The sequence below is a fragment of the Streptomyces sp. NPDC006207 genome (genome assembly GCF_040613835.1).
Classification (GTDB): domain Bacteria; phylum Actinomycetota; class Actinomycetes; order Streptomycetales; family Streptomycetaceae; genus Actinacidiphila.
The window spans coordinates 76,608-90,999 of sequence record NZ_JBEXSX010000029.1; the positions used below are offsets into that span (position 1 = coordinate 76,608).

A 14,392-nucleotide genomic window follows, 5' to 3' on the forward strand; every position below is an offset into this window, starting at 1 on the left:
CAGGAGGGCGCAATGACGCACCCCGAACCGGAGACCACTCCGGTGCTCGCGCTCGAGGGGGTGAGCAAGTCCTTCGGTGCCGTTCGCGCTCTGCGCGGTGTGTCGCTCCGGCTGCACGCCGGCGAGGCCCATGCCCTGGCGGGCGAGAACGGCGCCGGCAAGTCGACACTGATCAAGACCCTCGCGGGTGTGCACCGCCCGGACACCGGCACGGTGCTGCTCGACGGCCGGCCCGTGGAGTTCCACGGCCCGGGGGACGCCCGTGACGCGGGGGTCGCCGTCATCTACCAGGAGCCGACGCTCTTCCCCGACCTGTCGGTGGCCGAGAACATCTTCGTCGGCCGCCAGCCCCGCCGTTCGCTGGGCAGGGTCGACCACAAGGCCGTGCGCGAGGCCGCGGCCGATCTCTTCCGCCGCCTCGGCGTGGACCTCGACCCGGAACAGCCGGCGCGCGGACTGTCCATCGCCGACCAGCAGTTGGTGGAGATCGCCAAAGCGCTCTCCTTCGACGCCCGCGTCCTGATCATGGACGAGCCGACCGCCGCGCTCACCGGCAGTGAGGTCGCCCGCCTCTTCGGCGTCGTCAAGTCCCTGCGCGAGCAGGGCGCCGCGGTGCTCTTCATCTCCCACCGCCTCGAGGAGATCTTCGCCCTCTGCCAGCGGGTCACCACTCTGCGGGACGGCGCGTGGATCGCCAGCGAGCCCCTCGACGGGCTCACCGAGGACGACCTGGTGCGCCGCATGGTCGGCCGCGACCTGGACGAGCTCTACCCCAAGCAGGACGCCGAGATCGGCGAGGTCGCCCTCAGCGTGCGCCGGCTCACCCGCGAAGGTGTCTTCACCGACGTCTCCTTCGAGGTGCGCCGCGGCGAGATCGTGGGCCTGGCGGGCCTCGTCGGCGCCGGGCGCAGCGAGGTCGCCCGGGCGATCTTCGGCGTGGACCGCAGGGACGCCGGGGAGGTCGTCGTCGACGGCAAGCCGCTGCGCGGCGGCGCGCCGAGCCTGGCCATGGCCGCGGGGATCGCTCTGGTCCCCGAGGACCGCCGGGCCCAGGGCCTGGTGATGGACATGTCCATCGAGCGCAACATCGGCCTCACCGGCTTCGCCGCCACCACCAGGGGCGGTCTGATGAGCCGCAGCGCCGAGCGCAGCCGCGCGCTGGACTGGGCCGTCCGGCTCCAGGTCAAGTACGCCCGGCTGGCCGACGTCGTCGGCACGCTCTCGGGCGGCAACCAGCAGAAGGTCGTCCTCGCCAAGTGGCTCGCCACCGCGCCAGGGGTGCTGATCGTCGACGAGCCCACGCGCGGCATCGACGTCGGCACCAAGGCCGAGGTGCACCGGCTGCTGTCGCGGCTCGCGTCCGAGGGCGTGGCCGTACTGATGATCTCCTCCGACCTGCCGGAGATCCTCGGCATGGCGGACCGCGTCCTGGTGATGCACGAGGGACGACTGACGGCCGAGATCCCCCGGTCGGAGGCGACCGAGGAATCCGTGATGGCGGCGGCCACCGGCCGCGTGAGGAGGGCGGCGTGACCGTGACCGCCGACACCCCGCAGCAGATCGCCGCGGACGAACCGACCGCGTCCCGCCGCTTCCTGGACCGGGTGCTGAAACTGCGGGCGCTCGCCGTGCTCGCCGTGCTCGTGGTCATGCTGGCCGGGACCCAGGTCTACAACAGCGAGTTCCTGTCCCAGCAGGGCGTCAAGGACCTCCTGCTGAACGCCACCATCCTCGTGCTGGTCGCCATCGGCCAGGCCATGGTCGTCATCACCCGCAACGTCGACCTGTCGGTCGGCTCGGTGCTCGGCATCTCGGCCTTCGCGGCCGGCACCTACCTGCACGGCGGCGGCAACCCGCTGGTCGCCGTGCTCATCGCGGTCGCGCTCGGCGTGCTCTTCGGCCTGCTCAACGGCCTGCTGGTGAGTCTGGGTCAGGTCCCCGCCCTGGTGGTGACCCTGGGCACGCTCTACATCATCCGCGGCATCGACTCCATCTGGGTCGGATCCCGTCAGATCACCGCGGGCGACCTGCCGGCGAGCTTCGTCGACTTCGGTCACGACGGCCTGTCGGTGGTCCCCTACCTCGCGCTCCTGACGCTCGCGGTGCTGGTCGCGGTCGGCTACTACCTGCGCAGCTACCGCGGCGGCCGCGACCTGTACGCGCTGGGCTCCAGCCCGGAGGCCGCCCGGCTGGCCGGCGTGCCGGTCCGCAAGCGGATCCTGACCGCGTACGTGGTGTGCGGGGCGCTCGCCGGACTCGCCGGCGCGCTCTACCTCGCCCGGTTCGGCAACGTCGACTCCGGCACCGGCAACGGCTACGAACTGACCGTCGTCAGCGCCGTGGTGGTCGGCGGCGTCGCCTTCACCGGCGGCTCCGGCACCGTGTACGGCGCCGCGCTCGGCGCCCTGCTGCTGACCTCGATCAACAGCGTCCTGCCCTCCATCGGCGTCAGCTCGGTGTGGGTGCTAGCCATCGACGGCGTCCTGCTCCTGCTCGCCATCGCCGTCGACCGGATCGTGGCGCTGCGGGTGGCCGGCGTCCTCCGCAAGCGGGCCGCACAGATGAGGAGTGCCCACCATGCCTGAGACCACCAAGGCCCCCGCCCCGCTCGCCCGCCTCGGCGGCGCGGTGCGCTGGGACACCGCGGTCGGCGCCCTGCTCGTCGTCCTGCTGATCTGCTCCTTCTCCTTCGTGGACAACTTCGGCAACGCCCTGAACGTGTCCTTCCTGATCGGCAACACCCTGCCGATCGCGCTCATCGCGCTGCCGATGACCATGCTCGTGGTCTCCGGCGAGATCGACCTGTCCGTCGGCTCCACCGCCGGCCTGTCCGGGGCCGTGATGGGCGCGCTGTGGAACGGCGGCATGGCGATCGAGACGATCATCCCGCTCTGCCTGCTCCTCGGCGCCCTGTGCGGCCTGGTCAACGGCCTGCTCGTGACCCGGCTCGGCCTGCCCTCGCTCGCCGTCACCATCGGCACGCTGGCCGCCTACCGCGGCATCGCGCAGATCGTGCTCGGCGCCGACTCCGTCACCGACTTCCCGCAGCAGTACCTCGACTTCGGCGCCGGCCGGATCGACGGCACCTTCATCCCGTACGCGGCGATCCCCTTCGCCGTCCTGCTGCTGGTCGCCGTCCTCGTGCTCCACGCGACCCCCTTCGGACGTTCCCTGTTCGCCGTCGGCGCCTCGGAGGAGGCGGCTCGGTTCGCGGGTGTGCGCGTGCGGCGGCTGAAGCTGGCGATGTTCGTGACGACCGGTCTGGTCTCCTCCCTCACCGGGATCTTCTGGGCCCTGCACTACGCCAGCGCGCGCTACGACAACGCCACCGGTCTGGAGCTGTCCGTCATCGCCGGGGTCCTGCTCGGCGGCATCGACTTCGACGGCGGGAAGGGCACCCTGGGCGGCGCGATCGCCGGGGTGTTCCTGCTCGGCGCCGGCCAGAACGTCATGAGCCTGCTCAACGTCTCGGCCCAGTCCCAGATCGTCGTCACCGGCGTGCTCTTGGTGATCTCCGTCCTCGCCCCGAGGATCGGCCGTCAGGTCTCGCAGGCCAGGGCGCGCAGGAGGTCGGGCGACGAGGCCCCGGCCGCGCTCGCCGCCTCGTGAACCCCCCCTCCCCCCGCACCCGTCACACGGCACCACCAGCACCACCACCCGCACCCCGTCCCGTCCTCACTCCGGCACCCGCTCCGGAGGCGAAAGGATCACCATGTCCAGCAGAACCCTCACCCGTCGCGCCACCGTCGTCGTCGCCGTGACCGCGGCCGTCGCGCTCGGCGCCACGGCCTGCGGCGGCACCACCAAGAACTCCTCCAAGGACAGCGGCGGCGGAGCCAAGGCGACCGCGTCGGCCGACCCCAACGCGGCGACCAAGAAGGGCCTGACCGTCGCCTTCCTGCCCAAGCAGGTCAACAACCCGTACTTCACCATCGCCGACGGCGGCGGCAAGCAGGCCCTGGACGCGCTGGGCTCGACCTACAAGGAGGTCGGCACCAGCAACGGCACCGACACCGCCGGCCAGGTCAGCTACGTCAACACCCTGACGCAGCAGCAGGTCGACGCGATCGCCGTCTCCGCGCAGGACCCGGGCGCGCTGTGCACCTCGCTGAACCAGGCCCGCAAGAACGGCATCAAGGTCGTCACCTACGACTCGGACACCAAGCCGGAGTGCCGCGACCTGTTCGTGTCGCAGGCCAGCTCCGAGGACCTGGGCCGCACCGAGGTGCAGCTGCTGGCCGAGCAGATCGGCTACAAGGGCGAGATCGCGATCCTCTCGGCGGCGCAGACCGCCACGAACCAGAACACCTGGATCGACTTCATGAAGGACGAGCTCAAGGACCCCAAGTACAAGGACGTCAAGCTGGTCAAGGTCGCCTACGGCAACGACGACGCCCAGCAGTCCTTCCAGCAGACCCAGGGCCTGCTCCAGCAGTACCCCAACCTGAAGGGCATCATCTCCCCGACCACGGTGGGCATCAAGGCGGCCGCCCAGTACCTGGCGGGCTCCAAGTACAAGGGCAAGGTCAAGCTGACCGGCCTCGGCACGCCCAACGACATGCGCGCCTACGTCAAGAACGGCACCGTCGAGGCCTTCGAGCTGTGGGACCCGGCCAAGCTCGGCTCGCTCGCCTCGTACGCCGCGGTCGCCCTGTCCTCGGGCCAGATCTCCGGTGCGGAGGGCCAGACCTTCAAGGCCGGTGACCTGGGCAGCTACACCATCGGCAAGGACGGCGTGGTGGTGCTCGGCAAGCCGACCGTGTTCACCAAGGACAACGTCGACCAGTTCAAGTTCTGAGAGCCGGGGCGTGGCGGAGAAGGGCCGCACGGTGGGGATCAAGGACGTCGCCCGTGAGGCGGGGGTGTCCGTGGGCACGGTCTCCAACGTGATCAACCGGCCGGACGCGGTCCCCGAGGCCACCCGGGTCCGTGTGCAGCGCGCCATCGCCCGGCTGGGGTACGTACGCAGCGAGTCCGCCCGGCAGTTGCGGGCGGGCCGCAGCAGGATCATGGCCCTGCTCGTGCTCGACATGGGCAACCCGTTCTTCGTCGACGTGGCACGCGGCGCGGAACGGGCGGCCCGGGCGGCGGGGCTCGGCGTGATGGTCTGCAACAGCGCGGAGAACCCGCAGGAGGAGGCCGCGTACCTGTCGCTCTTCGCGGAGCAGCGGGTACGCGGGGTGCTGGTGACGCCGGCCGACGCCGACGGCGGCAACCTCGCCGCGTTCCGGCGGCACCGCATCCCCTTCGTCCTCGTCGACCGGGTGGCGGCGGGCACCGCCGAGTGCTCGGTGTCGGTGGACGACGTGGCCGGCGGCCGGATGGCCGTCGGCCACCTGGCGGCGGCCGGGCACCGGAGGATCGCGTACGTCTCCGGCCCCGGGCACCTTCACCAGGTCCGCGACCGGCGCGAGGGCGCGCTCGCCGCCCTGGCGGAGGCCGGGCTGCCGCCGGAGACCCTGCGCGAACTGCCCACCGAACGGCTGGACGTCGCCGCCGGACGGGACGCCGGTCACCGCCTGCTCGGCCTCCCGGAGCGGCCGACCGCCGTGTTCTGCGCCAACGACCTGCTCGCCCTCGGGGTGCTGCAGGCGCTGTACGCGGCGGGGGTGGACGTCCCCGGCGAGATGGCCATCGTCGGCTACGACGACATCGAGTTCGCGGCCGCGGCGGCCGTGCCGCTCACCTCCGTGCGGCAGCCCGCCACGAACATGGGCGCGCTGGCCGCCGGGATGCTGCTGGAGGAGACCGGGCCGCAGGCCCGGGAGCACCAGCATCGCCGGGTCGTGCTCCAGCCGGAGCTGGTGGTCCGGGACTCCAGCCTGATCAGGCGCTGAGCCGGCCCGTCCGGGGGCCGGTCCGGGCCGGGTTGCGGTGCGGCGCTGGTTTCGGCCGCCCGGCCGCTGATCCGCGCGCACGTGCGTACGGGGACGGGATCGGTCGCTGGCCCGGGAGCACCGGTGCCGGTGCGGGTCTCCGCGTCGCCAGGGGCCACCGGCCCGATCAGGCGCTGGGCCAACCCGGCCGGTCCGGGCGTCCGGCCGCGGTGCGGCCCATGGTCAGCGCGAGCTTGCGCAGCCGGCGCCAGTCCGTGCGCACGCCCGTGGCCGGCACCCCCGGGCGGCCGCGGGGCACCCGGACCCGCAGCGCGCCGGGGCGGATGCGGCAGCGCACGGGCGTGGGCAGCACGAGCGCCTCGCCGTCCACGCCCGCGTCGATCTCGTCGGCGTCGGCCGTGGTCACCACCTCCCGCGCCGTCGCCACGGTGAGCCCGGAGGCGACCCGCGGGCCCATCAGCAGCCCCGCGGCCTGGGCCGCGTTGTCGACCTTGACGCCGAGCAACCCCAGCAGACCGGTGTCGAGACGGTCCCGGCGGCCGAGCCCGGCCGGGTCGTCGGTCCGGTACGGGTTGTTGCTCACCAGCACGGCCTGCGGCTCGTCGACGACGGTGTCCCCGGCCGTGGCCGTCAGCCGGGGCCCGGCGCGGTGGGTGAGCAGGTCGGGCAGGAGTTCCAGGATGGTGCCGACCTTGTCGTCCCGGTACGCGGGACTCTGCACGACGGCCGCGTAGGCGCCGAACGACACGTTGTTGACGAAGGGCCGGTCGCCCACGTAGCCGAGGTCGACCCGCAGCTCCACGCCGTCCCTGAGCGCGTCCAGGCAGGCCGCGGGGTCGGCGCGGTCCAGACCCAGGTCCATGGCGAAGTGGTTGCGGGTGCCCGCGCAGATCACCAGGAACGGCAGTCCCCGTTCGACGGCCACCCCGGCCACCAGCGCCTGCGTGCCGTCCCCGCCGGCCACCCCGAGCAGGTCGGCGCCCTCGTCGGCCGCCTGCCGGGCCAGCTCGGCGACGTCCTGCGGGTGGTCGGGGTCGAGCAGCACGACCCGGGCGCCGAGCGCCTCCGCCTTCTCCTTCAGCCCGAAGGCGCCGACCTTGCCGCCGCCGGAGCGCGGGTTCATGATCAGGAACGGTCGCCGCGGCCGGGCCGCGATCCGTTCCCGCAGCCGTGCCTCATGGGCCCGGGTGGCGCGCACCGCGTTGCGCCCGGCGCCGACGGCCAGCGCCCACAGCGCCAGCGAGGTGACCACGACCCAGAGCAGATTGGCCCGGTCGTAGAAGGCGAGGACGGCCAGCGGGGTCACCACGGTCAGCAGTACGGCCAGCGCCCGCACCACACCGCGGCGGGTCAGCACCCACCACGCCCCTGCCGCCGTCACCGCGGTGCCGCCCAGCGCGGCGCCCACCAACGCGATGCTGCGCAGCCCCGCGACCACCAGCGGCAGCGCCACGGCCGCCCCCGCCGCGGCCAGGGCCAAGCGGGCGAGCCAGCGTTGCGCGACGTGCCTGCGCGAGAGGTGCTCCATGCTCCGACAGTGCCACCGGACGGCCCCGCCCCGCCATCCCGGCCGTTCCCCCGGGTGTCGATCCGGCCCCGTCCCGGGGTGCTACGGTCCCCAGGCATCCGGCGGCGGACCTCACGTACCGTCACCGTCCCCCTCCCGAAGGAGTCCGAGCCCGTGACCGAAGGTGACGCCGCCGCTTGGGACTTCCCCCGTAGCGACGGCTTCTGCAAGCCCACGCGTACACCGCCGGCGGACGAGAACCTGCTGTGGTCGGTGGAGACGCTGGCGATCTCGTTCGGCAAGCGGGCCCACAGCGTCCGGCTGTTCCTGGAGGCGGTGGAGCGGGTGGTGTCCGGGGACTCTCCCGGCTCGTCGGTGAACACCACGACGGCGTTCGTGCGCGGACGCGACGACGGCGCGTCGAACTCTGCGACAAGTACGGCCAGTTCGAGAACACCGTGGTGTCCGCTCGGGAGCTGACCTCGATGCTCTCCGCGCTGGCGGCGCGGATCGAGGCCGGCTGACCTGCGGCCCGGGGCCGGCGCCGCGGTATCAGCTCGTGCAGCGCAGCACCCCCGCCGCCTGCTTGGCCGTGAGCACCCGCCGCACGCTGTTCGCGACCAGCGTCCGCACCTTCGGTTCGTGGCGCATGGCGTAGCGGATGCCCTCGGCCATCGTGGGGATGCCCTTGGGGGAGACGGTGAGGGTGAGGTCGCCGCCGGCGCGGAGGAAGGACAGGGCGCGCTGGCCGAGGGCGACGGACTGGGCGGAGGCGGCCTTGCCGAGGTCGTCGGAGATGATGACGCCCTTGAAGCCCAGGTCGCGGCGGAGGGTCTGATCGACGATCAGCGAGGAGAAGACGGCCTTGTGCTTGGGGTCGATGCGCTTGTACGTCGCCAGCGACACCATCACCAGCCCCGCGCCCGCGGAGATGCCCGCGCGGAAGGGGGCGATGTTGCTGCCGGTGCGGGTCAGCGTCGTGTCCGTCACCGAGGCGGTCGTGTCCGTGTTGCCCTTGACGCTGCCGAGGCCCGGGAAGTGCTTGGGCGTGGTCAGCACCCCGGCCGTCTTCGAGCCCTGGACGTACGCCGTGACGTGCGGGGACACCACGCCGGACGTCGCGCCGAACTGGCGGCCGTAGCGGCCGATGGGGGCGTTCGCGGTGCCGATCGAGGTGGGGACGATGTCGGCGACGGGGGCCAGGTTGACGTTGACGCCCGCCTTCTTCAGCTCCTTCGCCCAGCCCTCCGCGCGCGAGCGCAGCGTGGCGGTGGACCAGGTGCCCTGCGTCTTCCCGCTGGGGATGGTGGAGAAGCCGGTGCCCTTGAGGACCTGCACCTGACCGCCCTCCTGGTCCGTGGAGACCAGCAGGCCGACCCGCTGCCCGGCCACCGTCTGCCCGAGCGACTTCTGCAGCCCGTCCACCAGGGTCCGGGTCTTCGTCACGCCGGCCGTGCTGCGCCCCGCGAGGAACACCGACCCGACGGCGTACGACCGCATCGCGTCCTGGTCCGCCTTCGGCGGCGAGGGCAACTGGGCCGCCCCCATGAAGAGCTGACCGACACGCTGGGTGTCGTTCATCGCGGCCAGGACCCGGTCGACGCAGGACCCCTTCGGGGTGGCGGTGGCGGCCGCGCGCCCCGTGGCGACCATGGACTCCGGGGCGGACGGCGCCCCCTCGCAGGCGGTCAGGGCCAGCGTGGTGGCCAGCAGGGCGAGGGACACGCGTCGGGGCGTGAGGGCGTACGAGGTCACACATGCAGCGAATATCCTGATTGTCCGTTGTGTCAATCGGAGCGGGACGCCGGGGGAGGGGTCATGACGAGCCGTTACGTCGCCGTGGTGGGGCCCGCGGAGGCCGGGGAGCCGGAGCGCGAGGTCGCCCGCAGGGTCGGCGAACTCCTTGCCCGGCGCGGCGCCGTCGTCGTCTGCGGCGGCCTCGGCGGGGTGATGGGCGCCGCGTCCGAGGGAGCCCGCGCGTACGGCGGGACCACCGTCGGACTCCTCCCGGGCCGGGACCGCCGGGCGGGTGACCCGTCCCTCTCCGTGGCGATCGCCACCGGCCTCGGCGAGCTCCGCAACGGCCTGGTCGTCGCCGCCGCCGACGCCGTGGTGGCGGTCGGCGGCAGCTGGGGCACCCTGAGCGAGGTGGCGCTCGCCCTGCGGACCGGCAAGCCCGTCGTCGTGGTCGACGGCTGGGACGTGCAGGGGCCCCCGGCCGGGGAGACGTTCCTGCGGGCGGCCTCCCCGGAGGAGGCCGTCGATGCGGTGGAGGCCGCGCTGGCGGAGACCTCCTCCGGGGGCTGAGCGACGGGGAGGCACCGCGGGTCGGAGCGCGATGGTCTTCAGGTCGGTGCAGTGGGCCGGCCCTGCCGCGCCGAGCTCACGGCCGCGGCGCCGTCGACGTGGAAGGTGCCCGTGCGGAACTGCCGCGCGACCTCAAGGCCGTGCTCCCGGTTCGCCGTCCGCACCTCGCCGCCCAGCCGGTACGGGGGAGTCGTTGGCGATGCGGACGGCCTCGTCCTCGTCGTCGCAGGGGATGACGACCGGCACCGGACCGAAGGTCTCCGCACGTCGGTCCGCAACGCGTCGTCGACGTCGGCGAAGACGGCGGGACGCACGTGGTACCCGCCCTCCGGGCCCCCGGGGGTCCCGGGGCCGCCCGTCACGAGCCGGGCGCGGGCGGGGGAGTGGCGAAGGCCGTCCGCATCCGTTCGCGAGGGCCTCGGCGGGCCGTAGGGGGCGCGTGTCGCCGGGGTCGGGGCCGCGCTCCTGGCCCGCGGCGCGGCGGCCTGGGCCACCTCCCCGGGCAGACGGGCCCGGGCGGCGAGCCGCGCCCTGCCGGGCGCCTGGCGTCGGCAGCCGCACGAGGGACCTCGGGTCGCGGGATCGCCCACGGCCGTCCGGTCCGCGCCCGCGCGCGGCTCCGCCATCAGACGCCGCTGGACCGGCAGGGCCCGCCCTTTGGGGGTGGTTCGTACCATCACCGGATGGTTCGCCGTGCCCTGGCGGGGGTCGTCGCAGGTTGCCCGAACCGCGCCGTGTCGCCGTTGGGACATGTCCCAGCTGTGACAGCTGATACCCGGTGACACCTCCCCGGCATCGGCAGATTCTGTCGGACAGCGCGTGACCCGGAGCTGTACGAAAGGTGTTTGGCTGATGGCATGGTTCCGCCTCACGGCGGCGATATCGACAGTGCTGGTGGTGACGCTCGGAGGCTCGACGACCGCCTCCGCAGGGACCACCCCGGACGGCCCGGCGCGATCCGCCGACCGTGACGGGACGTCCTCCACCACCGTCCGGCTGGTGAGCGGTGACCGGGTGACGGTGACGTCGCTGCCCGGTGGGCGGAGGACCGCCTCGGTCCAGCCCGGACCTGGCCGCGAACACATCCCCTTCCGCACGCTGGAAGCCGACGACAAATCGCTGACCGTCATGCCGTTCGACGCCGAGGCACTGGTGTCCGCGGGCACCCTTGACCGCCGGCTGTTCAACGTGACGGCACTGATCGCCGCCGGATACGACGAGGCGCACACCTCCACGCTGCCGCTGATCGTCTCCTCGCGGCCCGAGCCGTCACGGGACGGGGCCCGCGTGACGTCGCAGGCGGCGAAGACCGCCGGGGCGACCGCCGACCGGCTGGTGGCGCTCCGCGCGGACAAGACGTCCGCGCGCACCCTGGAGAGCATCGACGCCCGCTCCCTCCGGGTCGCCGGCGACGAACTCGGCGCGTTCTGGAAGACGCTGAACCCCGGCGGCGGGACCTCGGACGCCGCCCGGGCCGCGGTGACCCCGCGGGTCTCGCTGGACGGCAAGGTGAAGGCGGTCCTGGACCGCAGCACCGCGCAGATCAACGCGCCCGCCGCGTGGAAGGCCGGGTACGAGGGCCAGGGTGTGAAGGTCGCGGTGCTGGACACCGGTGTCGACGCGAACCACCCCGATCTCGCGGGGCGGATCGCGGAGGCCAGGAACTTCTCCGACAGCGCGAACACCGATGACCACTTCGGGCACGGCACGCACGTCGCCTCGACCGTCGGCGGCACCGGTGCGGCGTCGGCGGGGACCCGGCGGGGCGTGGCGCCCAAGGCCGACCTGCTGGTCGGCAAGGTGCTCGGCGACGACGGCTCGGGCTCGGAGTCGCAGGTCATCGACGGTATGGAGTGGGCGGCGGGCGAGCACGCCAAGGTCGTCAACATGAGCCTCGGTGCGGACATCCAGACCGATGGCACCGACCCGATGAGCCAGGCCGTCAACACCCTGACCGCGTCGACGGACACGCTGTTCGTCATCGCCGCGGGCAACGCCGGCCCGGGGCCGTCCACCGTCGGCTCGCCGGGCGCTGCCGACGCCGCGCTGACCGTGGGCGCCGTCGACCGGGACGACTCCCTCGCCTCCTTCTCCAGCCGCGGCCCGCGCTTCGGCGACGGCGCCGTCAAGCCCGACGTGACCGCCCCGGGCGTGGGCATCGTGGCCGCCCGTGCCGCGGGCACCACCATGGGCGACCCGGTCGACGCGAACTACGTCGCCGCCTCGGGCACGTCGATGGCGACTCCGCACGTCGCGGGCGCCGCGGCGCTGCTGGCGCAGCAGCACCCGGGCTGGGGCGCGCAGCAGATCAAGGACGCGCTGATCAGCACTTCGCGCACGGTGCCCGGCACCAAGGTGACCGAGCAGGGCGGCGGCCGGATCGACCTGGCCACCGCCATCGGCCCGATCACCGCGACCGGCACGGTCGCGCTGCCCCCGGTCCAGAACGGCGGGACGGCGGGACGGCAGCAGGCGGCCACCGTGCGCTACACCAACACCGGTGACAAGACGGTCGATCTGAAGCTGGCCGTCAAGCTGTCCACCGGAACCGGGCGCGCGCTGCCCGACGGGGTCGTCACCCTCGGCTCCGGCACCGTGAGCCTCGCGCCCGGTGCCACCGCCGACGTCCCGCTGAGCACCGACGCGGCCCACGCCGCGCGCGGGAAGTACTACGGCTACGTCACCGCCGCGGCGGCCGACGGCACGGTTGTCGCCCACACCACCGTCAGCCTCAACGTGCACGCCCCCAAGCACAAGTTGACCGTGGTCGCCCGCGACCGCGACGGCAAGGTCATCGAGGGCGCGGCGCCGACGATCTGGGGCGCCGACGGGTTCGTGCAGTACAGCGGCGTCGAGCCCGCCGTCGCCGAGGTCGAGGAGGGCACCTACCAGCTCAGCTTCGGGACGCTGGACAGGGCCGCCGACGGCCAGGAGCTCCGCGAGGTGGTCAACCCGGAGGTGAAGGTCACCAAGGACACCACGGTGACGCTCGACGCCTCCAAGGTCACCGAGGTGAAGATCCGCACGCCCCGGCCCGCCGAGCAGCGCGGCATCCTCAGCTACCAGACGTACCGGAAGATCGACGGCAACGGCCTGATCCAGGGCGTGATGTTCTTCGACATCGCCAAGCGGATCTACGTCAGCCCCACCGCGCGCGTCACCGACGGCGACTTCGAGTTCGCCTCGCGCTGGCAGCTGGTCGCCCCGCAACTGCGGGCGAAGGTCTCCGGCACGTCGCCGGCCTTCACCCCGTACTACGTGCCCGCGTCCCCGGCCTTCGACGACAAGGGTGCCAAGCTGACCGCCGTCGACGCCGGCACCGGCACCGCGGCCGAGCTGAAGAAGGCCGGCGTGCGCGGCAAGCTGGCCGTGGTCCGCTGGGACTTCTCCGACGACCGGCAGCTCGCCAAGGCGGCCAAGGAGGCCGGGGCCAAGGCGCTGATGCTGGTCGTGGAGGAGGGCTTCTACCCCTGGACCCGGTGGAGCCCGACCGGTGACCGCATGGCCCTGCCGACCATGCGCGCCGGCACGGCGGAGGGCACCGCGCTCCTCAAGCGCATCAAGAAGCGCACCACCACGGTGGAGTTCTCCGGCACGGTGCGCAGCCCGTACCTGTACGACGTGATGCAGGTGTCCAAGGGCTTCGTTCCGAAGAACCTGGTGCACACCGTCTCCGAGCGCGAGAGCGCCGTGGTCCGCAGCACCTACACCCGTACCGGCGCCTCGCAGTGGGCGAGCGAGCAGCGCTTCGGGTGGCGTCCGTACCAGGACACCGCCTGGAACCAGTACAGCCGTGAGGTGCCGACGGGCCGGGAGCGCGTGGAGTACGTGACCGGCGGGGACACCCTGTGGCGCCACACCGTGCACCACAACGTCGTCTTCGGCATGGACACCCCGCTCGGGGCAGGCATGCGGGACGTGCCGCGCACCTACCGGTCCGGTCAGAAGGCCACGGAGCGCTGGTTCGGGGCCGTGGTCCGTCCGTCGATTCCGCGCGGCGCGGCCTGGCCGTCGGTGCGCAACGGCAACACCCTGTCCGTCTTCGTTCCGGAGTTCAACGACTCCGGCACCGGCCACTATTCGTTCTACGAGCTCAACGGCCTCGGTGGCGGCATCGGAACCGGCGCGGCCCGCGTCGGCGACGGAGCGCCGGTGGACGACACCGCCACCGCGGTGCTCTACCGCGACGGGAAGCAGATCGCCGCGTCCGACCAGGGCGCGTGGGGCGACTTCGAGGTGCCGGCGGGCGACGCGAAGTACCGGCTGGACCTGGCGACCACCCGGGTATCGGACGACTGGCGCTTCGGCGCCGGCACCCGCACCTCGTGGTCCTTCCGCTCCGGTTCCGCCGCCGACACGACGCTGCTGCCCCTGCTGCAGGTCGACTACGCGGTGCCGGTCGACGCCCGCAACGCGGTGGGCCCCGCCCGCCGGTACCAGCTGGGCCTGAACGTGCGGATGCAGGACGGCATGGCCGCGCCGCGCGGGGTGACCCTGCGGGTCGAGACGTCCTACGACGACGGGCGGACCTGGACCCGGGCGGGCACGGCCCGCAAGGGTGGCGGCTTCACCGCCACCGTGGAGCGTCCGTCGCGGGTGCGCGGCGACGCCTACGTGACGCTGCGCGTGACCGCGACCGACGCGGCCGGCAACAGCGTCCGGCAGACGGTGGACCGCGCGTACCTGCACAGCGGCGCACGGGCCTCCGGAGGACGGTGACGGTGGGGCGTCACCGTTGACA

Annotated in this window: 11 protein-coding genes; 8 read left to right on the plus strand and 3 right to left on the minus strand. The window is 73.2% G+C overall.

The annotated features are described in order from the left end of the window. Positions 1-12: 12 nt before the first annotated feature. From ABZ312_RS23445 to ABZ312_RS23465, 5 genes are all read left to right on the plus strand, one after another. The gene (locus ABZ312_RS23445; protein WP_500321537.1) at positions 13-1,533 is read left to right on the plus strand and encodes a sugar ABC transporter ATP-binding protein; all 1,521 of its coding nucleotides are present in this window, start codon (positions 13-15) and stop codon (positions 1,531-1,533) included. Beyond that, a complete protein-coding gene (locus tag ABZ312_RS23450) occupies positions 1,530-2,585 on the plus strand; it encodes an ABC transporter permease (protein WP_500438674.1) in 1,056 nt (351 codons plus the stop codon). The genes ABZ312_RS23445 and ABZ312_RS23450 overlap by 4 nt, the downstream gene beginning before the upstream one ends. After that, positions 2,578-3,609: an ABC transporter permease gene (locus ABZ312_RS23455; RefSeq protein WP_500359244.1), complete on the plus strand. Its 1,032-nt coding sequence runs from the start codon at positions 2,578-2,580 to the stop codon at positions 3,607-3,609. Before ABZ312_RS23450 ends, ABZ312_RS23455 begins: the two co-directional genes overlap by 8 nt. A gap of 103 nt (positions 3,610-3,712) precedes the next feature. After that, the gene (rhaS, locus tag ABZ312_RS23460) at positions 3,713-4,798 is read left to right on the plus strand and encodes a rhamnose ABC transporter substrate-binding protein (protein ID WP_500321534.1); all 1,086 of its coding nucleotides are present in this window, start codon (positions 3,713-3,715) and stop codon (positions 4,796-4,798) included. A 10-nt stretch (positions 4,799-4,808) separates the two neighbouring features. Next, a complete protein-coding gene (locus ABZ312_RS23465; RefSeq protein ID WP_500321533.1) occupies positions 4,809-5,837 on the plus strand; it encodes a LacI family DNA-binding transcriptional regulator in 1,029 nt (342 codons plus the stop codon). 166 nt (positions 5,838-6,003) lie between these two features. On the opposite strand, the gene ABZ312_RS23470 is transcribed toward ABZ312_RS23465, so the two are convergent. Then, on the minus strand, positions 6,004-7,365 hold the full coding sequence (locus ABZ312_RS23470) for a diacylglycerol/lipid kinase family protein (protein WP_500321532.1): 1,362 nt from the start codon (positions 7,363-7,365) through the stop codon (positions 6,004-6,006). A gap of 153 nt (positions 7,366-7,518) precedes the next feature. Here ABZ312_RS23470 and ABZ312_RS23475 point away from each other — a divergent pair, with 153 nt between their 5' ends. Continuing rightward, positions 7,519-7,824 (plus strand): hypothetical protein, encoded by a 306-nt coding sequence (locus ABZ312_RS23475; RefSeq protein ID WP_500438675.1) that lies wholly within the window; start codon positions 7,519-7,521, stop codon positions 7,822-7,824. Positions 7,825-7,896: 72 nt separating this feature from the next. Here ABZ312_RS23475 and ABZ312_RS23480 read toward each other — a convergent pair whose 3' ends face one another. Next, the gene (locus ABZ312_RS23480) at positions 7,897-9,099 is read right to left on the minus strand and encodes a glycoside hydrolase family 3 N-terminal domain-containing protein (RefSeq protein ID WP_500359249.1); all 1,203 of its coding nucleotides are present in this window, start codon (positions 9,097-9,099) and stop codon (positions 7,897-7,899) included. A 63-nt stretch (positions 9,100-9,162) separates the two neighbouring features. Here ABZ312_RS23480 and ABZ312_RS23485 point away from each other — a divergent pair, with 63 nt between their 5' ends. After that, positions 9,163-9,651, plus strand: coding sequence for a TIGR00725 family protein (locus ABZ312_RS23485; protein ID WP_500321529.1), 489 nt, complete (start codon positions 9,163-9,165; stop codon positions 9,649-9,651). A 132-nt stretch (positions 9,652-9,783) separates the two neighbouring features. On the opposite strand, the gene ABZ312_RS23490 is transcribed toward ABZ312_RS23485, so the two are convergent. After that, positions 9,784-10,212 (minus strand): aldehyde dehydrogenase family protein, encoded by a 429-nt coding sequence (locus ABZ312_RS23490; protein ID WP_500359250.1) that lies wholly within the window; start codon positions 10,210-10,212, stop codon positions 9,784-9,786. Between the two features lie 291 nt (positions 10,213-10,503). Between ABZ312_RS23490 and ABZ312_RS23495 the strand changes: the two genes are divergently transcribed. Next, complete coding sequence (locus ABZ312_RS23495; protein ID WP_500359251.1) at positions 10,504-14,370, plus strand: S8 family peptidase; 3,867 nt, start codon at positions 10,504-10,506, stop codon at positions 14,368-14,370. The last annotated feature ends 22 nt before the right edge of the window (positions 14,371-14,392 follow it).

What these genes read in the sequence shown, in the direction of transcription:
- ABZ312_RS23485 (WP_500321529.1), top strand. Translation starts at nt 9,163, where the DNA reads ATGACGAGCCGTTACGTCGCCGTGGTGGGGCCCGCGGAGGCCGGGGAG.
- ABZ312_RS23445 (WP_500321537.1), top strand. Translation starts at nt 13, where the DNA reads ATGACGCACCCCGAACCGGAGACCACTCCGGTGCTCGCGCTCGAGGGG.
- ABZ312_RS23455 (WP_500359244.1), top strand. Translation starts at nt 2,578, where the DNA reads ATGCCTGAGACCACCAAGGCCCCCGCCCCGCTCGCCCGCCTCGGCGGC.
- ABZ312_RS23470 (WP_500321532.1), bottom strand. Translation starts at nt 7,365, where the DNA reads ATGGAGCACCTCTCGCGCAGGCACGTCGCGCAACGCTGGCTCGCCCGC.
- ABZ312_RS23495 (WP_500359251.1), top strand. Translation starts at nt 10,504, where the DNA reads ATGGCATGGTTCCGCCTCACGGCGGCGATATCGACAGTGCTGGTGGTG.
- rhaS (WP_500321534.1), top strand. Translation starts at nt 3,713, where the DNA reads ATGTCCAGCAGAACCCTCACCCGTCGCGCCACCGTCGTCGTCGCCGTG.